The organism is Litchfieldia stipae (assembly GCF_014837155.1).
Classification (GTDB): domain Bacteria; phylum Bacillota; class Bacilli; order Bacillales; family Bacillaceae_L; genus Litchfieldia.
Map to the genome: position 1 here is coordinate 122,281 of NZ_JACYHA010000006.1, position 19,639 is coordinate 141,919.

The following is a 19,639-nucleotide window of genomic DNA, read 5'->3' on the forward strand; positions in this document are numbered from 1 at the left end:
AAATTATCCGTTATTAGATAGTCGAAATATTTCCTTAAAGTTTTCCGTATACTGTTCAGCCAACTGTCTATCTACTGAGATAGTCAAATGTTCTTCATTTTGATTAGCCGTAGGTGTCCAATTAAATGAACCATGTAAAACAACCGAATAATCAATAATACAATACTTAGAATGTAATCGATTATATTCCTTATAGCCCCATCTATTTACAACAATTGTTTCAAATTGTTCCTTCAATTTAGGGCACATTCTCTTATTTGATTCCTCATTTGAGATAAGAATACGAATATGAACTCCATTCTTTTGTTGATTATACAACTCTTGATACAATGCCTCATCTGTAAACCATGCAACGTTTATCCAAATTGAATGTTTAGCCATTCGTATACTTTGAATAATTTCCTCACGAATTTTTGAGAAAGTTGCCATATGAGATTGGATTTCCAAGTCATCTGAACTCGATATTTGTTTAGGACGAATTTGGATGTTGTCTAACTCATATCTATTATCTTCGGAATAACAGTCAACAATCAAAGTTTCAAAGCTTGGAAGGAGGGTACGTGCCTCTTTAAGTAATGGGATTTTTGCACGGATAATTACATCTTCCCAATAGTGATTACTTTTTCTAGCATAAACACCTGAGCTCAATAATTCGATCTCTGAATACATTAAAATTGTTAATAATTCAACTGCATCTTTATAGTTTTCCGAATCATATTTCAATGTCTCAATCATCGTTGAATAAAGTTTTAATTCCCGTTGCTTCATTTATATAGCTCCTTCAAAAAATAATCTTTCCTTTTGGCAATATTAAAATTATATCATCCCTTCAACTAACCTGCTGCTTAAGTACAGAAATTTCTACAAAAAATACACTTCTCCTTCTTGAAGGTAAGCACCTGTTTGTTTAAGTACATTTCTTCTATAAACTTTGTCTATGTAAAAGCCATTGGTGTGGATAATACGACTTATAGAGAATAGGGATTCATTTAGAAATGGGGATCGCAGGGGTTGGCCTTCTATGGCCATTGACTTATATGTACTTGCCATATTGTTTTAAAAATTCCAAACAAAAGTTAATTAAAATCGTAAAATTACTTTTACAATTATCAAAAAGTGTATGTACATTTATACATACACTTTTATCATAAAAATATATACTTAAATCGTAAAAATAGGTAGTCTACGGCGTTTGTTTTTCTACATCCGAGTAAAACTGATCAAGCCATTTAAGAACATCACGAAAAACAATTGGATTTAAAGAATAATATAAGTACTGACCCTTATTAGATGAATTTATTAATCCAGCATTTTTTAAGATACGCAAATGTTTAGCGACTCCCATCTTACTCATTTCAAAAAATGTGTAGAATGTAGTAAGTTCACCTTTTTTTAGTAAAACCAACATTTTCCTACTATTTTTCATGTGATAAAGCTTTAAATAAATCGTTAATTGGTGACACAGTTTCCTCCTAAGACTACACATAAGGAATAACTGATTTTTAAATCATAATAAAAATGGTGAAGATGTCAAATAGTTTATGATTATTCACAAGAAATACCAAAACAAATATAAACGTATCACTCACCATTTTTCCTTTTAATTTTTACTTATTTTTCTCATACAATAGATAAGCCCTACTATTGAAAGTATAACTATGATAAGTTTTCCTTCTGTCGTCCAATTGGTTACTTGGTTCACTGAATATGCTTCCATAAGTAGTGCCGGGATCTTTCCGATTATGCTTGCAAATAGAAATACAATTAGACTAACTTCACCTATTGCGGAGGCAAATGTCACCAAACCCGATGGAGCAAAAGGGAATAATCGCATTGAAAGTATTAGAATAAAAGCATCTTTTCCTTTAGTACCAAGGAGTTTAGATACTAGTGGATATCTATCCAGCTTTTTTCCCATATATCTTTTAAAACCCTTGCGGTATAGCCAAAATGATACAATTGCTCCTATCGTCTCTCCTAAAAAGGAAATTATTGTTCCCTTCCAATAACCAAAGACTAGGAGGTTTGCAGCTGTTATGAAGACACTGGGAATTACTCCAAGGATGCTGAAAAGAATATTAATCAGCAAACTGACTACAACAGCCAACTCTTTATAATTAACTAGAACCTCCACTAGCTTATCTTGCATACTCTTCCTCCGTGTACTTAGGCTCCTACAACCCTAGTGTATAAATCTCTTTTATATGTAACCTTCCAATTCTACCGTTACCTTTGTACCTTTTTCCAGCTCACTATATATGTTTATGTGACCACCATGAGCCTCAACAATTTCTTTGACAATTGACAAACCTAAACCAGTCCCACCTCTTTCGCGTGATCTTGACTTCTCAACCCGATATAAACGGTTAAATATAAAAGGAATGTCCTTTATTGGAATACCTATTCCTTCATCGTTTACAGATAACACAATTTTATTTTTAGTTTGGTTGTGTTCTACCTCTAATGTAACTCTACTATTCCTGTTTGAATATTTTAATGAATTATCTAGTAGGTTTATAACCACTTGTTCAAATCTAGGTCTGTCTATCATAGAAATTAAACCATCTGGACAGGAATGAATTAATTCAATGCCCTTTTTATTAAAAGCCGGTCGAACCTTTTTGACAATCTTGTTTGTAAATTCACAAAGGTTAACCTTTTCCTTTTGAATTACAAAGCTATGTTCGTCAATTTTAGCCAAATCAAATAAATCTTTAACAAGACCAGATATATGCTCAGCTTCCTCAAATATAATTTGTAAATATTTATTTCTCTCCCCTTCACTTATCCCTTCACGCCTTGCGACATCGGCATATCCCTTCACATAAGTTAAGGGGGTTCGTAACTCATGAGAAATACTTGCGAGGAACTCATTCCTTTCCTTTTTTAAATGGTTTAAATCATTTGCTAATGTTTGAATGCTATCTGCAAGTTCTCCTAATTCATCATAGCTCCTATGGCTTACAGAAACAGTAAAATCGCCCTTACTTAATCTTTCAGTTGCTTTTTTCATTCTGATTAAAGGGAGGGTTATTACTTTAGAAAGAAAAAACACTGTAATAACGGTTAGAATAATCGTCAGACTCCCAACCAACAAGAAATGTTGCTTTAATTTATAAACCATTGTTTGTATTGAATTTGTATTCTTAAACATATACACATGGCCAATTAATTGATCATCAATCATAATTGGACTAACAGTGGAAATGTAAGACTCTGTTTCCCATCGATTTTCTACAATCATTCCCTCAAATGGAACAGGACCTCTTTCACGTTCCATAAGCTCTGTCATCGGTGATGTTAGCTCATTTGACTTAGCAAGCACCTTTCCATTATGAGTCATTATGACAACATCCGTTTCTGCTTCTGTTTCCATTAAAGCGACATGTTCAATTGTCGTTTCGTCAAAGCTTTTTTCTAAAACATGGCGATGACTTTCCCCTCTTGCTTTTAGTTCTGTTAACTCTTCGTCAATACGAGAGTCAACTAATCCGGTATATAAAAACGAAAATAATATGATCTCAACAATTAAAATGAATGTGAAAAACAGTAGACCGAGCTTAAGTGATATTTTATTCATTCATTTTCCCCTTATATCTTTTATTTTCTATATTACTTTATAACTATCAAGAAATTATGCAGATAGTAGTATCCTGTCTAATTTTATCATTTTTAATAATATCCAAGTTTATTGTTCACCATCTATTCAAATGTTCTGCATAAATTCTGCATGGTTTTTGTGTACTTTATTTGTAATAAAACATAGGAGATGGTGAACATGAGAAAGTTAGCAATCGGAATATTAACGACTGCAATGGTTATAGGAGCAGGTACTGCTACATTTGCATCGGGTGATGGTGAAGGAGTCTTTAACTTAGAAAAGATGAAGCCTTATATGCAAAAAATGCATCATGATTTTTCGGAGACACAGTTAAAAGATATGTTTGAATCCTGCCACGGGGAAAACGGTTCAATGAAAAACACCAATTTCAAAATAATGAATGAAGAAGGAATGAATGAAAGTTTATAGAACAATGGCATGAATGAGGGAGTTACAATATGATGGGTGGCCATACTTTCGGAATGATGGGTATGATGGGCTTTGGATGGATAATAAATCTTTTATTCAAAGGATTAGTTGTTTATTTTTCTGTGAAATTGGCACTCCGGGGTAAGGACAAACTTGATTAACCTTTTAGATAATCATTTATCTATTAAATATAAGCAGTTGGATTTTGATCATTTCAATTTCCTACTGCCTTTTCTTATTCTAATTTAAAAAGTAACTTTTCTTACTTTTATGCCTAAAAAATGTCTATTATGAAAAGGCGTTTAACCATTTCCTTCTATCATGCATATAATAGTGAAGGTTAGGAGGGGAAGATGATGCGTTTACCTGCCGTTGATTTGGGAATAATGGCTGAACATCTTGCGGCCCATGAGGGTATGATAAATAAATTTAAAATTTATTATGCGACTGTAAGAAGTCCTGTTTTAAAAAACTTACTTCTCACACATATTCATACGTTAAGAGATCATGTTCGAGCAATGTTGGTATTAATTGATCCAAACCAAGTTGGTCAAGTCCATTTGCATCAAATGAAAGATGTACATTTAACCTTGGGTCATGAAAAATTTACAGAACAGGAAAAAGACATTACCCTAGAGGCAAGGGCTACAGCCAAATTAATGGCCAATGATAATTTCACCTCCGCCCTAATGATGAAAGATCATCATGTCAAGCATGCCCACATTGAAATGGCCTTACAAGAAGAGAAATTACAATCAATGTACAGTGAAGTTATCAAACAGATAGATGGGGACTTTACACCAAAAGTTACCGAAAAAATGCAACTTTTAACTTTGCAAAAGTATTATCATGTCTTGAATGAATAATTTTTTTGAGGATTTGTTTACTCTCATATGGAGAAACATACCAATAGGGGCGTTTAACTTGGTTAGGTTAGTAACAAAATCCGAATTTGTATGTAAAAAAGATTTCTAAAAAATGCATCCTTTCGCGGAATGCATTTTTTAGAAAAATAAAGCACTATTAATTGATTCATGCAATTGAATTTTTTAGGGTTTCAAAACCATAACGATTAATGAATTTAAAAAAAGGTTCTCTCTTCTTACCCTGTTCAGCATAGATTGTAATAATTTTTTCAACAACTTCATAAAGTTGTTCTGGAGTTAGTTGCTCCTTCAATAAGGTACTTGTTTTGGCATCTTTTCCTTTAGCTTTTCCACCTATATATAAATCATATCCATCTCTTACTTTCATTACACCGATATCATTAACTAATGGTTCACCACAACCAACTGGACAACCTGTATAGGCTGGGCGAAGTGTATATGGAACTGGTTTTCCTGCTATTCGCTTATTAAGTTCAATGGCTATAGGCATGCCTTCTTCTTCCTCGCCTTTACAGAAATTACAGGTTCTCAAGCTTTTCACAAAATTCCCTACTGGGTAACAGGACAATCCAACTTCCTTAAATTTTTCTTTAACCAATTCAATTTTACTTTCTAATACATCAATGTAAAGTTGTTGGAAAGTTGTTAGCTCCAGTTCATCACCATCATTCATGTACTCAGCAATTACAGCCAGTTGTTTTGCGTTTAATTTTGCTCCGAATGATATTCCACCGTTCACAGCCAATTTAACCTTTTTTTCTTTTTGATCCATTCCCATTCTCACATCCTACTAATCTATTTTCCCAAAAGTATGATCTTCGGTATGAAACTTATAGAGTAAACTACATAAATCGTAGTTTACTCTGTTTCTGACATACTTCATGTTTATAATTTGACTCTTTGTAAACGCAAAGCATTTAATACAACTGACACGGAACTAAATGCCATTGCTGCACCGGCTACCCACGGTGCAAGTAATCCTATTGCAGCAATTGGAATCCCTATTGTGTTATAGGCAAATGCCCAGAACAAGTTTTGTTTAATATTTCGCATTGTTTTACGGCTCATTAAAATCGCATCAGCAATGCTATTGAGGTCACCTCGAATAAGAGTAATATCTGCTGCCTCCATTGCAACATCTGTACCTGTACCAATGGCCATACCAATATCAGCAGTAGCAAGTGCTGGAGCGTCATTAATACCGTCACCGACCATCGCCACTTTTTTACCCTGTTGTTGAAGTTTCTTCACTTCTTCAGCTTTACCTTCAGGAAGCACTTCAGCAATAACCGAATCAACGCCTACCGCTTTCCCAATGGCTTGGGCTGTTCGCTCATTATCACCTGTTATCATAATGACATTTATGCCCATATCATGTAAGCGACGGACAGCTTCTTTAGATGTCTCTTTAATGGTATCCGCTACAGCAACTAGCCCCGCGTATTGTCCATTAATACCTGCTAGCATCGCTGTTTTGCCATCACGCTCTAGTTTTTCCATCGTTGGTAAAACCGCTTGTATATCAATACCGTATTGCTGCATCAGTTTACGTGTACCTATAACAATACCTTGACCCGATACTGTAGCAATGACACCATAACCTGGAATCGCTTCAAAGAATTGAACATTCCCAAGTTCGATTCCTTTTTCTTGGATCCCTTCAACAATCGCCTGTGCGAGTGGATGCTCTGATTGTTTTTCTGCTGCTCCGATCAGTGATAAAAATGACTCTTCATCTTGACCATCTGCTAATACGACATCTGTTAAAACTGGCTTACCATGAGTTACAGTACCTGTTTTATCTACTACTACCGTGTCAATAGCTTGGGTTTGTTCTAAGTGCTCGCCACCTTTGAATAAAATACCAAACTCAGCTGCACGACCAGACCCCGCCATAATGGAGGTTGGTGTTGCTAAACCAAGGGCACATGGACAAGCAATAACAAGGATGGCAATTAACACTTCAAGTGCTGGTGTAAACTCTCCGGGACTGACCCAAATGATCCATACTAGAAATGTAAGGACGGCAATCCCTATTACGATTGGAACAAAGATACCTGAAATTTTGTCCGCCATACGTTGGATGGGTGCTTTTGAACCTTGTGCATTTTCTACTACTTTAATGATTTGGGCTAATGCAGTGTCACGCCCCACTTTTGTTGCTGTCATTTTGATAAAACCGTTTTTGTTAATCGTTGACCCGTATAATACGTCACCATCATTTTTATCCACTGGTAAGCTTTCACCTGTTAACATTGATTCATCAACGGCGGTTGTTCCTTCTATTACTTCACCATCAACAGGAATTTTTTCACCTGGTTTCACTAAAATGGTGTCACCTATTACAACTTCTTCTAACGGAACTTCTTTTTCAATTCCATCACGAACAACCATAGCTGTTTTTGCCTGAAGCCCCATTAATTTTTTAATTGCTTCAGATGAACGTCCTTTTGCTCTTGCTTCAAATAATTTACCTAAAACAATAAGCGTAATTAGCACTGCACTAGTTTCAAAATATAGGTGTGGAGGATGATGTGTTCCAGCAGTAACTATTGCTTGATACACACTATAAAAATAGGCTGCTGAAGTACCCATAGCAACGAGTACATCCATGTTTGCACTACCATTACGAAGAGATTTATAGGCACCTATATAAAACTGCTTCCCGATAATAAATTGTACCGGTGCTGCTAAGATCATTTGTATCCATGGATTCATTAAGATGTCTGGTACATATAAAAATGATGTAAAGGAAAAGTGACCTACCATCGTCCATAATAAAGGTAATGATAAAATAGCTGAAATTATAAATTTTCGTTGCTGGTCTTTAATTGCCTTTTCACGGTGGTCTACCTGTTCTTTATCCTCTTGCTTTTGATGTGCACCGTAACCAAGTTTTTCAACTTTTGCAATAATATCTGCAATGGTTACTTCTGATGAATTAAATTCAATCGTTGCTTTCTCAAGTGCTAAATTGACGGTTGCATTTGCAACACCCTCCATCTTATTTAACCCTTTTTCAATACGAGTAGAACAAGCTGCACACGTCATTCCTGTAATTTCAAATTCTGCTTTTTGTTTCACAACACCATAACCGAGTGCTTCAATTTTCTTTTCAAAATCAGCTTCACTTAGTTTTGAAGGATCATATTTAATCGATGACTTTTCAAGTGCTAGGTTGACGGATGCTTGCTCAACACCTTCCATTTTATTTAATCCTTTCTCGATACGTGATGCACAAGCTGCACAAGTCATTCCTGTAATTTGAATACTCGCTTCTTTTGCTTTAATTGCACTTATTGCTTCTGTACTCATGATCTTCCCTACCTTCTCCATACCCTTAAGGGGTATATTTTGATGAAAATTAGAGAGTGCTTAGAAAAGCACTCTTATTTTACGTCATATCCTTGATCTTCAATCGTTTCTTTAATTTTATCAAGAGAAACTTTTGATTCATTAAATGCTACTTCAACCAAAGCTTCGTCTAATTTAACATTTACTTCGTTAACACCTTCTAATTGTCCTACGCTACCTTCTACAGCCTTTACACAATGTCCACATGACATTCCTTGTACATTTAATGTTACAGTTTTCATATGTTTTCTCTCCTTTTAAATTATACTATTATATACTCCATCGGGGTATATAAAGCTTTTAAAAATTTACTTCTTCATTAGTTTTTGGATGGTTACAACTAATTCGTCTAGAACCTCATCATCACCTTCTGATAAGCGGTCTACGACACACCCTTTTAAATGACCTTCCAAAAGAATTTTGGCTACACTATTTAAAGCGGATTGTGTTGCAGAAATCTGAGTAATAACATCATCACAGTATACGTCCTTATCAATCATTCCCTTAATGCCTCGAATCTGGCCTTCAATACGATTTAATCGATTTGTTAAATTCTGTTTTACATGTTCAGGATGATGACTTTTACGACCGAATACAGCATCCTCTGAATGACAAGCTAGTTCTTCAGCTTTTTTTTCCATGGCACAACCTCCTAACTTGATTACATAATAACATACCCCTGGAGGGTATGTAAAGAGGTGGCTAAAATATTTTTCTTAGTATGACTATAACCTTATTTCTTAACAATTTGTAGTTCAAAGGGACTTGGTTAAATTTATAATTCCCTCTTTGAAGATAGTTATAAGGAGCAACCTACCCCTTATTGGTCGGCATTTGTCAGCCACCTTCAATACAAGTATCAGTGGAACTTCCAACAGCAGCATTTAATTCAATAAGAAGCGAGGAAAGTGTATCAGTTTCTAAAATAGTTTCCAATGCATTATCGGTAATAGCTAAATTAAATTTGGTAAAAATAGAAGCTGTTTCTTTCCAAACCTCAACAATTGCTTTTGGAGACATATTAGATTGAATGACCATTTTAAGACCTCCCTGCTATTAGAATTTAGAAAATTGACTTACGCCAGTAAAATATTCCATAATGTCATTCCCACTTATATCCAATCCCCCAAACAGTCTTTAAATGATTTTCAATTGGAAAACCAGCTTTTCTTAGTTTATCGCGTATATTCCTAACATGGGAGTCTACTGTTCGATCTTCAATATTTGTGTCATATCCCCATACGGTTTCTACTAGTTTTTCACGGTTAAAAACAATATTCTTGTTTTTCATTAACAAACCAACCATTTCAAATTCTTTTGGGGTAAGGATGATACTTTCCTCGTTATAATACAAAGCATGAGTTCTTTCATCCCAAACAAGACCGTACATTTCAATTTTGTCGGAATGTTTTGTTCTTCTTAAAATAGCTTGAATACGAGCAATTAATACATTTTCATCAAATGGTTTCGTAATATAATCATCCGCTCCTATATTCAATCCTCTAACCATATCGGTACTTGTGTCTCTTGCTGTTAACATGATAATTGGTATGTCTGAATACTTTCTTATCTCTGAAGCTGTTTCCCAACCATTTAAAGATGGCATCATCACATCCAATAAGATTATATCCGCCTGATTATTTTCGAGATACTTAATTCCCTCTTCTCCAGAATTAGCTGATATGCATGTAAAACCATGATGCTCTAAATATAAGGTTAGTAATTGCAACATTCGCAACTCATCATCTATTAATAAGATTTTCGGCATATGATTCGCTTCCTTTTAAAAAAACTACTTTATTGAGGTTCCCCATTTTCAACCAATGTTGTCCATGTTTTTGCCCCATCTACTGACCGATAAACATTTCCCTTGAAACTTGCAAATACTAGCTCATCTGGATTTTTGGAATTCTGAGCCAAGTACGCAACTGCATCTTGTTCCATCTTTGGTAAATTGATTTCTTCTACCTTACCATCAGTTAATGACTTTTTAATTAACACTGCGTTCCCATCATAACCACCAAACCAAAGAGCATCATTACTAAAATACACTGATGTTCCTTGCTTATTTTCTGTAAGTAACTCAAATGTATTTCCCTTATCTTCTGAATAATAGATTCCTTTTTCTCCAGCAGCTGCAACAATTTGGGGATTTGTAGGGTGTACTGCTAGTCCAATTAGGGTTTCACCTAGATTTTTAGCACTTACATTTTCCCATGTCTTCGCTAGGTCTTCGCTTACATATAATTCTCCTGCTTTCATCTCTGAATTGTTGTTAGGCGGTAAAGCATATATCGTGTTTGTTTCGAAACCTACCCCCATCAAATGAAAGTCAGTTTCACCAAGTAATCCAAGCTTTTCAAGAGATTGCCCATTATCAGTACTCCTAATAATACCTACCGGGTTTGGTAATTTTGAGTCTGTTCCAGGATGACCGCTAGAAATAAAGCCATCTTTAATAACATTAAAGCCCATATAATCATTATTCTCAGTTTTTGTCTTGTACCAACTACCATTATCAAATACTTTTATTCCATCATGTGCTGCAAAAAAGATTGCATTTTGGTTCCCTGCATAACCTAAACCATGGATATGATCGATTGAACCGTCAAATGGTTTAAAATTAGGCTGGTCACCAAAATTACCAACCTCGGAAGACTTTGGTGAATTTTGATTCGTCTGATTTGTTTCCTCACCTGTTCGCCCATCAGTATTATCCATACTATTTTTGTCTCCACATGCACTTACAAAAACCGCTAATATTAATGTACTAATTAAAACCAATATTTTTTTCACTTTAAAGTCACTCCTAGTAATTAATTGTTAGATTTGTTATAAAGTTACCCTATTTTTTAACATAATAAAGAAATATGTAGAATACTGCTCCCATTAAAATAAAATCTAATATTAAAAATAAAAGGTGAATGCCCTATTGTATTATTTTAAAATATAATTGTGCAGAAATTATGAATAGAATTGTTAATCTATTATAAATTGGATTATTAAAACCCTATCCGAATCACAGTAAGAAACCCGTTAAGCCTTAAACATAACGGGGCAATAAAAGGTATAAAATTTGAAATAATTATGACCTTTAAATATTTTTTCAAAATACTCCTATATTTACATTAACCGAAGAATCTCACAAAGGTCGCCATTAATGCACCAAAAGAACCAATAATTAAAACGAAACCCGAAATAGCACTGATCGTCTCTTTCCTCTGTAATTTTTTATATTCCTTGTAAGTAATCTCCCGTTTGGCAAACTTCAACCCATTCGAATTAGGCTCGACATAGTAAACTGTGCCATCACTATCTTGTAAAATTACGGTATTTATTAATTCTAATCCATTCCCGTTAATATGACTTCTCGAATAATCGACTCCTACAAATTTATATAGTGAATCATTCCGTATCTTCTCACAAAATTCATAGGCTTGCAGCTCAATAAAGTTATTTGATACACACACAGTAATCACCGCACTTTATAATTTTTTTCTAAAATACACTATAAAAACTTTTTATAAATTTATTATATTTCTTTGCAATAGTAAATGATACTGCCTTTATTATAGACGGGAGCTAACTTTTAAAAATACACTTATCTTTTTAAAAGCTGAAAAGTATAATTCAAAGATTTGCAGAAACCGTGGATTTTCACAGAACTGTTCTGATTTTTAACTCTTTTCATTAAAAGTGAATTACATCACACCTTTTATATACAAACTGCTTTTATCATGAATTTGAAAAAATCAAATATAGGAGGCTTTCAGGAATGAAAAAACAAATAGTTATTTTCTTAACAACTATATTAGCATTAAGCATTGTTCTTGTTGGGTGTGTTGCTACCCAAGAAAGCACTGAGCAAAATCAAAAACCCTTAACTTCTAATCCTGAAGAAAGTGAGAAACCAATGGAAAACACAAAATTTATTTTCACAGCTAATGAGGGTGGAAGCATATCAAAGATTGACGCATCTACAAATGAAGTTGTAGAAACAATTAAAGTGGATGGTGTTGTCCATAATGTTCAAGTTTCACCAGATGGTAAAATGCTTGGCGTAACAGTAGTACCTGGTGGAGGTCACGGAGATAATTCTGACAATCCTGCTGAAGAACATTCAAATCATGGATCAAATGAGCAATCTGATGAACATTCAGAAGGACATTCAAATCAAAGCTCAAATGACCATTCCGATGATCAATCTAGTCATGAGTCAAGCGACCATTCTAATGGTTATGCAATGTTCTATGACATTGAAAGTGGTGAATTACTTAAACAAGTCACAGTTGGAAACCACCCAGCACATATCGTCTTTACTTCAGATAGTAAATTAGCACTAGTAACTAACAATGGGGATAATAATGTCTCAGTTATTGATACAAACACATTTGAAATAACCAATACGATCCAAACAGGTAAAGGTCCGCATGGATTTAGAATATCTTCTGATGATAAGTTTGCTTACATTGCTAATATGAGCGACATCACGGTTAGTGTAATCAATTTACAAACTTATGAGGAGGATAAAAAAATTGAAGTTGGCCAGGCACCAGTTACATCTGGTATTTCATCCGATGGCAAAATATTAGTAACCTCCCTCAATGCCGAAAACAAAGTAGCAATCGTTGATGTTGAAACAGGAGAAGTTGAAAAGGTGGATGTTGGCAAGGGACCTGCACAGGTATATATTCAATCAGACAATAAATATGTGTTTGTTGCGAATCAAGGTACCGAAGAAAACCCGTCGGATTCAATTACTAAAATAGACCTAACTAACAATCAAGTTGTAGCTACAATTAAAACGGGAAAAGGCTCCCATGGAGTTGTCACAAGTTCAGATAACAAGCTCGTTTACGTTACGAACATGTTTGATAACACAGTAAGTGTAATAGATAATGAAAAAAATGAAGTCATTGCAACAATTGATGTTGACAAAATTCCAAATGGAATAAGTGTAATGCCTTAAATATAAGCAAAAGTCCCGTGGGAATTCTTATATATAATTCCAAATATTTATTGTTTATTTGCGATACAACAAGCATTTATTTATAATGCGGAACATTTTATTGACAGAAAACGCTCCGAGTGTGAAAATCTCAAAGCGTTTTCTTTTTAACGTATTATTAAAATAAAGCATTCATTTTGTTGCAATAGAAAACTTAATTCTTTTACCTAGTTGTAAAAAGAATTAAAATCAATGAGGTTAATTTTATGGTCCTTGAATAGAAATGGGTCTTTTTTTCGATAATAATTCTCAGCAGCTAAACAAATAGACTCACACAATTTATCAATATTAACTCTAACAATTTTTGTTTTCATAATTTTAGAATTATTGCTAGCTTGGCTTGCCCAAGATAAACCAAATGAATCTGCTCCACCTACTGCTAATTCAAATTCATATGAATAGTAAAAATCTGCATCTTCTTTTTCTCCCCAGTTTTTTATATCCGAATTTCCATCATGTAAGAAAGAACAGCGTAATGAATAACACATTTTCCCTGTAAAATATGGATTTTTTGCTTTAGTGTAATCCTTTGTCCAACCAGTGTTATCTGCAAAATATTGGTTTACCCAATTATCAAACCAGGTTGCATATTGCTTTCCTACTTTACGATTTCCTTTGCTGTCTATAAAGTGTGGGTATTCAATTTTCCCACAAATATCAGGTAAAGTTAAGGATAATGCAAGTGCTGATAAATAACTTTTTTTGGTTAGAGCAAGGTGAATGTCCTTTATTTTATCTAACATTAATATCTCCTCAATTTTTTTAGAATCAGTTTCAAATTTCTTCATATCTGATCCCCATTTATTAAGTTATTTTTCTTCCATAAATCTTTTACATTAGCCTTACAATAACCTAGCTCTAATTGAACTAAAGATATCCGTTGCAAAAAGAAAAAAGCAATCATTTTCAATGACCACTTTATTTAACTCTTGCACATATTAGTTTTGACTAAATTCAATATAGTAAATTCATATATTCACTAAAGAAAATTAGGAATAATGTTTACTTATACCACTGGATTTTTATTAATTCCTCAAGTCCAATAAGTTAATGTATCTAATGCTCCTAGAACAATCATAATCCATCCAGCTGTCTTTTGTACAATAGTTCCAACCTTTCTACCTTTTTTCATAAATACACTTCCTAAATCAAAATACCATATAAGAAAAATGGCCAAAATTAATGGAATTGATGTTCCGATAGCAAAAATGCTTGGTAATACTGCCCCATACGGTGTTGATAAAACTATTGGCATTAAAGTAACAAAAAATAAAACAAACATAGTCGGACAGAATCCTAATGAAAAGCTAAATCCTATTAAAAAAGCACCTAACTTTCCTTTTTTGATAAATCGATCAGGTATTTTCCCTAATGAGATTGTCCACCCCATTTTGAAAAAACCAGCCAGATAAATCCCAACAAAAATTAAAATAGGACCAACTACTTTCCGAACCCAAGGAAAAATCACAGTTGAATTTGCTTGAAATTCCTGTCCCATTAACCATACCAAAAGCCCAAGGCCAGAAAACAAAACAATTTTTCCTAGTATAAAAAAGATCACTTCTTGCAATGCAAGCCTCTTTTGAACAGAGCTGTTACCGTAAATCATGATTGCCCCAAGATTTCCAGTAAACTGACATGGAACTAGAGCACCTACAAGGCCTAATAAAAATGCTGCAAGTACAGGTAAGCCTTCTACACTATAGAACATATTCCTAAATGGTGTACTTAGAAAATTACTAATCTCTGAAAGTATTTGATACATTTTTACAATTCACTCCTAGAATTCCTTGTAGCTTCATTTTTACTTTCTTACTAGCAACTTTTTTCTGCATTATCTTTCATAATAACAAAGAATTATGGAGAAATTGTGGAGAATTAAATGATATTTATATCATAAAGGATTCTGGACACAATAATTACGAAAGAATAAAAGGAGGACTTTGTATGGGAGTTTTATCTTCATCACCATCTAATATGGACGCTTGTATCGAAGAATGTTTAAGATGTATGAGAGCTTGTGAGGAATGTTTAACGGCTTGTTTGCAAGAACCCGATGTACAAGCCAGAGTGAAGTGTATTCAAACACTGCATGACTGTGTAGAAATTTGTTTAACAGCTGCACATTTTATGGCCGGTAATAGTTCTTACTCAGCTGCTGTTTGTAATATATGTGCGACGATATGTGAAGAATGTGCTAAACATTGTGGGATGTTTGAGGATCCACATTGTCGAGAGTGTGCAAATATCTGCGGAAGTTGTGCGGATATGTGTAGGAAAATGTCTGCTTAACTTACAATTTATTGCTTTAACTATTATTCGGTAAATCTAATTATTTAAATGCATGGATAGGTTGGATGCTTTTATTTTACTAGATAAATAAAAACAGAAAAGGGATTAGCAAATTTGCTGATCCCTTTATGAATTTTCAAAAGTTAGTAATATTTATTCAACTGATGAAAGTTCATCTTCTGTTACCCACATATGATTCGTTATCTGTTCTCCTGTTTTTGTATCAGTGAAATCTACCATATAAACAGTTGTTTGTTTGGCAGTATCAATAGTTGCAGTAGCACCTTTCATACCTTCCATGTGTTCTGCATTTAATAAGACTTCATCACCTGGTTTATAGGGTTCAACACCAGCATTTTCAAGTTCCTCATGAACCACCCATTTATGGTCCTCTACTGGTTCACCACCATTTGTTGGAGTATATGTAACCGAATAGACTGTTGTATCAAAAGCACCCGAAACTGTTGCCTCGGCCCCATCCATCCCTGGCATATGTTCCGCATGCATCATCACTTTACTACCAACTGGGTAGGTTGGATTTTCTGCATCCACTAAACCTTCTGGAACCTCGCCAGAACCAGAGTGATGCATGCCTGAATGATCCATTTCCTCAGTAGAATCAGATTCCTCTTCAGTTTTATCCATATTTTCATGAGTGTCAGATTCAGTATCTGCACTTTCATTTGGTGTTGCTTCATCATTGCCTGTACATGCTGCCAATAGGAAAACCAACAATAATGAAGCTAAGCCTAACAGTATTTTTTTGTTTTTCATCATTACCATCCTTTCAAACTTATTTAATGTCCATATTAAATTATCAATAAAATGTGCAGATTTTATGCAAATACGGTAGGACTTTTATAGTGTTTTTTAATAAATTTAAAAATGATTTAACATGGATATAAGGTTCCTTCCCCAGCTATTTATTACCGTACACCTCATTTAAAATTAAAACTAGAGTTTATGGCCTAAGTAGTACGAAGTAAAAAAACTTAGTAAGTAATATTACTAAAATGCCAGATGTGGAAGATACTGTTAATAAACTAAGTGAAAAAGTAGAGATCATAGAAGCATTAAAACCATTGTAGAACCTCTGCATAAATTTAGCTGAGAAAGAAGTGAAATTAAGCGAGGAAATTGATAAACTTAAAGAAGAGTTCAGTAAATATAAAATTAAATTAGAACGACAAGAAGATGCTATTTTTAACCTTGCCCGTTATGGTCGTTCAAATAAAGGATTATTTATGAATATCCTGAATACAGATTCAAGTAAAAGTAAATTGGTTTCAGAGGCTTTGAATGGGGTTTCTAATGATTATAAAATATATAATAATGAAATTGAAGGGCCTGATAACGTAGTTGATTTGGTCGAAAAGAAAAATATATTACCGAAACATACGTTATATAATCATTAGCCATCTAGGTATTTTCAATGACTTCTAAAGCCTCTTTTATTTATAGGAGGATAACTTATGAAACACGCTCCCCTAGCGTTTAGAATGCAACCTAAAACTATTGATCAAGTTATTGGACAAAAACATATTTTAAACAAAGGAAATCCCTTATATGAGATGGTCACAAGCGGCCATCTCTCTTCCGTAATTTTGTACGGTAGACCTGGGATTGGGAAAACGTCTATTGCAAGTGCGATTGCTGGTACGGCAAAACTACCATTTCGAAAATTAAATGCTGTCACTAATAATAAAAAAGACCTAGAAATCGTAGTAAATGAAGCAAAGATGATGAACAGTTCCATTGTTCTTTGTGTAGATGAGCTTCATAGATTTTCAAAAACACAAATCGAATACTTATTACCTTTTATCGAAAAAGGTGTCCTAATTTTAGTTGGTCTAACAAGTGAAAACCCATATCACAATATAAACCCTGCTATTAGATCTAGATGCGTTATTTTTGAATTAAATCCATTAACCGAGGAAGATATTAAATTTGGACTTAAGAGGGCAATAGAAGAAGATTTAAATGATTTAGCTGGTTCCACTATAGAAATTGACGAAGATGCTTTAAACGCACTTTCTAGCTTCTCTGGGGGAGATATGAGGGCGGCCTTAAATTATTTAGAATTATCTTATCTAACAGCATCGGGTCAAGATGAGGATAAAATTAAAATAACATTAGATATCGTTAAGAAAGTTGCCCAAAAAAACAATATTCAAATAGACAAAGATGGAGATGGCCATTATAACACTTTAAGTGCATTTCATAAATCGATGCGTGGTGGAGACGTAGACGCAAGCTTACTTTATCTAGCAATGTTGCTTGAAGCCGGAGATTTAAAAGGAATATACAGGCGAATTATATGTGTTTGTTATGAAGATGTAGGTTTAGCAAAAAATATGGGTGAAAAAGTACTGGCTGGAATCCAAGCAGCCGAAATGTTAGGACTAAGAGAAGGAAGAATACCATTAGCAAATTTGGTCATAGAATTATGTCTTAGCCCTAAATCAAACCACGCTATACTTGCAATTGATAGGGCAATTGATTTTGTACGCTCCGGTAAAGCTATTAATATACCCAAACATTTAAAAGATGCCCATTATGAAGGTGCAAAAAATCTTGGAAATGGAATTGGTTACATATATCCTCACGATCATTCTATTGGTAAATTTGGTGGCTGGGTTCCTCAACAGTATCTTCCAGATAATATTATTGAAACAAGGTTCTATCAACCAGATGAAATTGGACAAGAAGAAATGCTAAAAAGGCTTAATACGAAATTTAAAAATGAACAAATTAGACAGATAAAAGAACAAAGAACAAATAAGTAAATCTTTGCTCCAATTACGATAGTCAGTTCAAGAATCAGCCTAAGATAATTTTAATAATGAGTAACTGAAAACGTAAAATGTTGCCCAAAAAAGAATTTGGATAATCCAAATTCTTTTTTGGGCAACATTTTTTCCCCCTCATACTCTGTCACGAGAATCTTTTCCAAAAGTCCTTCACATCTTTAAACTCAATATCTTTATTGTTAAAAGTATTCATAACAGCATCCATTTCAATTGGACTAAAATAATAATATTTAACTTTTGAAATCTCAATATTATTATTTATAGCATCAAAAATGTGATTATCATTAAAAACAGACAATCCCAATATCGATATTTCACCATTTACTTTAGATAAGTCATAAAGTGATCTATTTTCTAGTACGGATAACGACTCATCATTACTTTTCAATTGTATTGATTCCGCAAGATTTCTCAATATTTTATTATCAGAACTCTTCCAATCATTAACCTCTTTCCATATTTCTGGTTTTTCTTTAAGGCCTTTATTAAATTTTTCTAATGCCACATTTGCTTGAATTGGTTGTTCCAAAACAAATTTTTTGTCATTGCCTGAATATGTTGTAAGAGCATCTGAATAAAGGTGGATGAATTTGTTATTTATATTTGTATCTTTATAAGGGCTATCTGATAATTTATTTCTAAAACTTTCAGGGTTATAAACTTCTGCTAATTGATGGAATGAACCGTGCAAATACTGAACGGTTCTATCTGTTGCCTTTTCAATATTCCAATCATAGTTAGTAGTAAAAAGATTCTCGAATTCTTTTAAAAATGCAATAAAATCTTTGGGATAATTCCGGTGTATTTCTTGTATTTTACTGTTGTTATAGATTGAGTCAATAAAAAATAGCCGTAGAGATTCCTTAATATTAAACCTATCTGGATTTACTATTTTTTCCTTATTGCATACTAAAAAATTCAATAAAAAATAATCTTCAAATCCTATCTGATGAACTTTTGCCTTATTAGCTATGCCTTTATATCTTTCTATAAAGAATGTTAATGATTTTTTCATATCTAAGGTATTCGTGTATTTGTCATATTGACCATTCACAACACCAGGTATAATGCTATGTAGGTAAAATAACCAATCTTTTACTTCTCTAGGATAAATCTCCGAGGGAAAATCCTTTGTATTTATATTGTTTATAGCTCGCTTTATTATTCTATCGTTAAAGTACTCTTTTCCCCCAAATTGAATTGTTACTCCATTCCCTATCAGGATATTTTGCATTTCCCCTTTTGATTCTCCCCACTA

At 33.7% G+C, this 19,639-nt stretch carries 22 protein-coding genes; 6 read left to right on the plus strand and 16 right to left on the minus strand.

Translation table 11 applies throughout. From position 1 onward, the window contains the following. Positions 1 to 3: 3 nt before the first annotated feature. The 4 genes from F7888_RS09750 to F7888_RS09765 all read right to left on the minus strand — a co-directional run bounded on the left by F7888_RS09750 (position 4) and on the right by F7888_RS09765 (position 3,580). Positions 4 to 768, minus strand: a complete 765-nt coding sequence (locus F7888_RS09750; protein WP_191778995.1) for a phospholipase D-like domain-containing protein — start codon at positions 766 to 768, stop codon at positions 4 to 6. 415 nt (positions 769 to 1,183) lie between these two features. Then, entirely contained in the window at positions 1,184 to 1,327 is a 144-nt protein-coding gene (locus tag F7888_RS22515) for a helix-turn-helix domain-containing protein (protein WP_225228704.1), read from the minus strand. Positions 1,328 to 1,600: 273 nt separating this feature from the next. Continuing rightward, positions 1,601 to 2,149, minus strand: a complete 549-nt coding sequence (locus F7888_RS09760; protein ID WP_191778997.1) for a TVP38/TMEM64 family protein — start codon at positions 2,147 to 2,149, stop codon at positions 1,601 to 1,603. A 51-nt stretch (positions 2,150 to 2,200) separates the two neighbouring features. Continuing rightward, positions 2,201 to 3,580: a sensor histidine kinase gene (locus F7888_RS09765; RefSeq protein ID WP_191778998.1), complete on the minus strand. Its 1,380-nt coding sequence runs from the start codon at positions 3,578 to 3,580 to the stop codon at positions 2,201 to 2,203. A gap of 198 nt (positions 3,581 to 3,778) precedes the next feature. On the opposite strand from F7888_RS09765, the gene F7888_RS09770 reads away from it, so the two are divergent. Together F7888_RS09770 and F7888_RS09775 are read left to right on the plus strand one after the other, a co-directional pair. Then, on the plus strand, positions 3,779 to 4,030 hold the full coding sequence (locus tag F7888_RS09770) for a hypothetical protein (RefSeq protein ID WP_191778999.1): 252 nt from the start codon (positions 3,779 to 3,781) through the stop codon (positions 4,028 to 4,030). A gap of 353 nt (positions 4,031 to 4,383) precedes the next feature. Then, on the plus strand, positions 4,384 to 4,896 hold the full coding sequence (locus tag F7888_RS09775; protein WP_225228705.1) for a hypothetical protein: 513 nt from the start codon (positions 4,384 to 4,386) through the stop codon (positions 4,894 to 4,896). A 166-nt stretch (positions 4,897 to 5,062) separates the two neighbouring features. Here the strand turns inward: F7888_RS09775 and F7888_RS09780 are convergent, their stop codons facing one another. The 8 genes from F7888_RS09780 to F7888_RS09815 all read right to left on the minus strand — a co-directional run bounded on the left by F7888_RS09780 (position 5,063) and on the right by F7888_RS09815 (position 11,741). After that, positions 5,063 to 5,689, minus strand: a complete 627-nt coding sequence (locus F7888_RS09780) for an NAD(P)/FAD-dependent oxidoreductase (protein WP_191779000.1) — start codon at positions 5,687 to 5,689, stop codon at positions 5,063 to 5,065. A gap of 113 nt (positions 5,690 to 5,802) precedes the next feature. Continuing rightward, entirely contained in the window at positions 5,803 to 8,232 is a 2,430-nt protein-coding gene (locus F7888_RS09785; protein WP_191779001.1) for a heavy metal translocating P-type ATPase, read from the minus strand. 74 nt (positions 8,233 to 8,306) lie between these two features. Then, complete coding sequence (gene copZ / locus F7888_RS09790; protein ID WP_191779002.1) at positions 8,307 to 8,513, minus strand: copper chaperone CopZ; 207 nt, start codon at positions 8,511 to 8,513, stop codon at positions 8,307 to 8,309. Between the two features lie 66 nt (positions 8,514 to 8,579). Beyond that, positions 8,580 to 8,912 (minus strand): metal-sensitive transcriptional regulator, encoded by a 333-nt coding sequence (locus F7888_RS09795; RefSeq protein ID WP_191779003.1) that lies wholly within the window; start codon positions 8,910 to 8,912, stop codon positions 8,580 to 8,582. A 196-nt stretch (positions 8,913 to 9,108) separates the two neighbouring features. Continuing rightward, entirely contained in the window at positions 9,109 to 9,309 is a 201-nt protein-coding gene (locus tag F7888_RS09800; protein ID WP_191779004.1) for a hypothetical protein, read from the minus strand. A gap of 64 nt (positions 9,310 to 9,373) precedes the next feature. Next, entirely contained in the window at positions 9,374 to 10,039 is a 666-nt protein-coding gene (locus tag F7888_RS09805; RefSeq protein WP_191779005.1) for a response regulator transcription factor, read from the minus strand. 29 nt (positions 10,040 to 10,068) lie between these two features. Further along, complete coding sequence (locus tag F7888_RS09810; protein ID WP_191779006.1) at positions 10,069 to 11,067, minus strand: F510_1955 family glycosylhydrolase; 999 nt, start codon at positions 11,065 to 11,067, stop codon at positions 10,069 to 10,071. Between the two features lie 332 nt (positions 11,068 to 11,399). Next, on the minus strand, positions 11,400 to 11,741 hold the full coding sequence (locus tag F7888_RS09815) for a hypothetical protein (protein ID WP_191779007.1): 342 nt from the start codon (positions 11,739 to 11,741) through the stop codon (positions 11,400 to 11,402). A 305-nt stretch (positions 11,742 to 12,046) separates the two neighbouring features. Between F7888_RS09815 and F7888_RS09820 the strand changes: the two genes are divergently transcribed. After that, entirely contained in the window at positions 12,047 to 13,240 is a 1,194-nt protein-coding gene (locus tag F7888_RS09820; RefSeq protein WP_191779008.1) for a YncE family protein, read from the plus strand. Between the two features lie 206 nt (positions 13,241 to 13,446). Here the strand turns inward: F7888_RS09820 and F7888_RS09825 are convergent, their stop codons facing one another. Both F7888_RS09825 and F7888_RS09830 read right to left on the minus strand, forming a co-directional pair. Further along, complete coding sequence (locus F7888_RS09825; RefSeq protein WP_225228706.1) at positions 13,447 to 14,067, minus strand: hypothetical protein; 621 nt, start codon at positions 14,065 to 14,067, stop codon at positions 13,447 to 13,449. Positions 14,068 to 14,312: 245 nt separating this feature from the next. Further along, complete coding sequence (locus F7888_RS09830) at positions 14,313 to 15,044, minus strand: urease accessory protein UreH domain-containing protein (RefSeq protein ID WP_191779009.1); 732 nt, start codon at positions 15,042 to 15,044, stop codon at positions 14,313 to 14,315. A gap of 446 nt (positions 15,045 to 15,490) precedes the next feature. On the opposite strand from F7888_RS09830, the gene F7888_RS22520 reads away from it, so the two are divergent. After that, the gene (locus tag F7888_RS22520; RefSeq protein WP_225228721.1) at positions 15,491 to 15,571 is read left to right on the plus strand and encodes a four-helix bundle copper-binding protein; all 81 of its coding nucleotides are present in this window, start codon (positions 15,491 to 15,493) and stop codon (positions 15,569 to 15,571) included. Between the two features lie 153 nt (positions 15,572 to 15,724). On the opposite strand, the gene F7888_RS09840 is transcribed toward F7888_RS22520, so the two are convergent. Beyond that, a complete protein-coding gene (locus F7888_RS09840; RefSeq protein ID WP_191779011.1) occupies positions 15,725 to 16,345 on the minus strand; it encodes a YdhK family protein in 621 nt (206 codons plus the stop codon). Between the two features lie 344 nt (positions 16,346 to 16,689). Here F7888_RS09840 and F7888_RS09845 point away from each other — a divergent pair, with 344 nt between their 5' ends. Together F7888_RS09845 and F7888_RS09850 are read left to right on the plus strand one after the other, a co-directional pair. Next, positions 16,690 to 16,986 (plus strand): hypothetical protein, encoded by a 297-nt coding sequence (locus tag F7888_RS09845; RefSeq protein ID WP_191779012.1) that lies wholly within the window; start codon positions 16,690 to 16,692, stop codon positions 16,984 to 16,986. Positions 16,987 to 17,043: 57 nt separating this feature from the next. Beyond that, positions 17,044 to 18,357: a replication-associated recombination protein A gene (locus F7888_RS09850; RefSeq protein ID WP_191779013.1), complete on the plus strand. Its 1,314-nt coding sequence runs from the start codon at positions 17,044 to 17,046 to the stop codon at positions 18,355 to 18,357. A 148-nt stretch (positions 18,358 to 18,505) separates the two neighbouring features. Here the strand turns inward: F7888_RS09850 and F7888_RS09855 are convergent, their stop codons facing one another. Next, positions 18,506 to 19,615: a hypothetical protein gene (locus F7888_RS09855; RefSeq protein WP_191779014.1), complete on the minus strand. Its 1,110-nt coding sequence runs from the start codon at positions 19,613 to 19,615 to the stop codon at positions 18,506 to 18,508. Positions 19,616 to 19,639: the final 24 nt, after the last annotated feature.

What these genes read in the sequence shown, in the direction of transcription:
- F7888_RS09775 (WP_225228705.1), top strand. Translation starts at nt 4,384, where the DNA reads ATGATGCGTTTACCTGCCGTTGATTTGGGAATAATGGCTGAACATCTT.
- F7888_RS09855 (WP_191779014.1), bottom strand. Translation starts at nt 19,615, where the DNA reads ATGCAAAATATCCTGATAGGGAATGGAGTAACAATTCAATTTGGGGGA.
- F7888_RS09820 (WP_191779008.1), top strand. Translation starts at nt 12,047, where the DNA reads ATGAAAAAACAAATAGTTATTTTCTTAACAACTATATTAGCATTAAGC.
- F7888_RS09825 (WP_225228706.1), bottom strand. Translation starts at nt 14,067, where the DNA reads ATGAAGAAATTTGAAACTGATTCTAAAAAAATTGAGGAGATATTAATG.
- F7888_RS09780 (WP_191779000.1), bottom strand. Translation starts at nt 5,689, where the DNA reads ATGGATCAAAAAGAAAAAAAGGTTAAATTGGCTGTGAACGGTGGAATA.
- F7888_RS09805 (WP_191779005.1), bottom strand. Translation starts at nt 10,039, where the DNA reads ATGCCGAAAATCTTATTAATAGATGATGAGTTGCGAATGTTGCAATTA.
- F7888_RS09760 (WP_191778997.1), bottom strand. Translation starts at nt 2,149, where the DNA reads ATGCAAGATAAGCTAGTGGAGGTTCTAGTTAATTATAAAGAGTTGGCT.
- F7888_RS09800 (WP_191779004.1), bottom strand. Translation starts at nt 9,309, where the DNA reads ATGGTCATTCAATCTAATATGTCTCCAAAAGCAATTGTTGAGGTTTGG.
- F7888_RS09750 (WP_191778995.1), bottom strand. Translation starts at nt 768, where the DNA reads ATGAAGCAACGGGAATTAAAACTTTATTCAACGATGATTGAGACATTG.
- F7888_RS09850 (WP_191779013.1), top strand. Translation starts at nt 17,044, where the DNA reads ATGAAACACGCTCCCCTAGCGTTTAGAATGCAACCTAAAACTATTGAT.
- F7888_RS09765 (WP_191778998.1), bottom strand. Translation starts at nt 3,580, where the DNA reads ATGAATAAAATATCACTTAAGCTCGGTCTACTGTTTTTCACATTCATT.
- F7888_RS09770 (WP_191778999.1), top strand. Translation starts at nt 3,779, where the DNA reads ATGAGAAAGTTAGCAATCGGAATATTAACGACTGCAATGGTTATAGGA.
- F7888_RS09785 (WP_191779001.1), bottom strand. Translation starts at nt 8,232, where the DNA reads ATGAGTACAGAAGCAATAAGTGCAATTAAAGCAAAAGAAGCGAGTATT.
- F7888_RS09840 (WP_191779011.1), bottom strand. Translation starts at nt 16,345, where the DNA reads ATGAAAAACAAAAAAATACTGTTAGGCTTAGCTTCATTATTGTTGGTT.
- F7888_RS09795 (WP_191779003.1), bottom strand. Translation starts at nt 8,912, where the DNA reads ATGGAAAAAAAAGCTGAAGAACTAGCTTGTCATTCAGAGGATGCTGTA.
- F7888_RS22520 (WP_225228721.1), top strand. Translation starts at nt 15,491, where the DNA reads ATGTTTGAGGATCCACATTGTCGAGAGTGTGCAAATATCTGCGGAAGT.
- copZ (WP_191779002.1), bottom strand. Translation starts at nt 8,513, where the DNA reads ATGAAAACTGTAACATTAAATGTACAAGGAATGTCATGTGGACATTGT.
- F7888_RS09830 (WP_191779009.1), bottom strand. Translation starts at nt 15,044, where the DNA reads ATGTATCAAATACTTTCAGAGATTAGTAATTTTCTAAGTACACCATTT.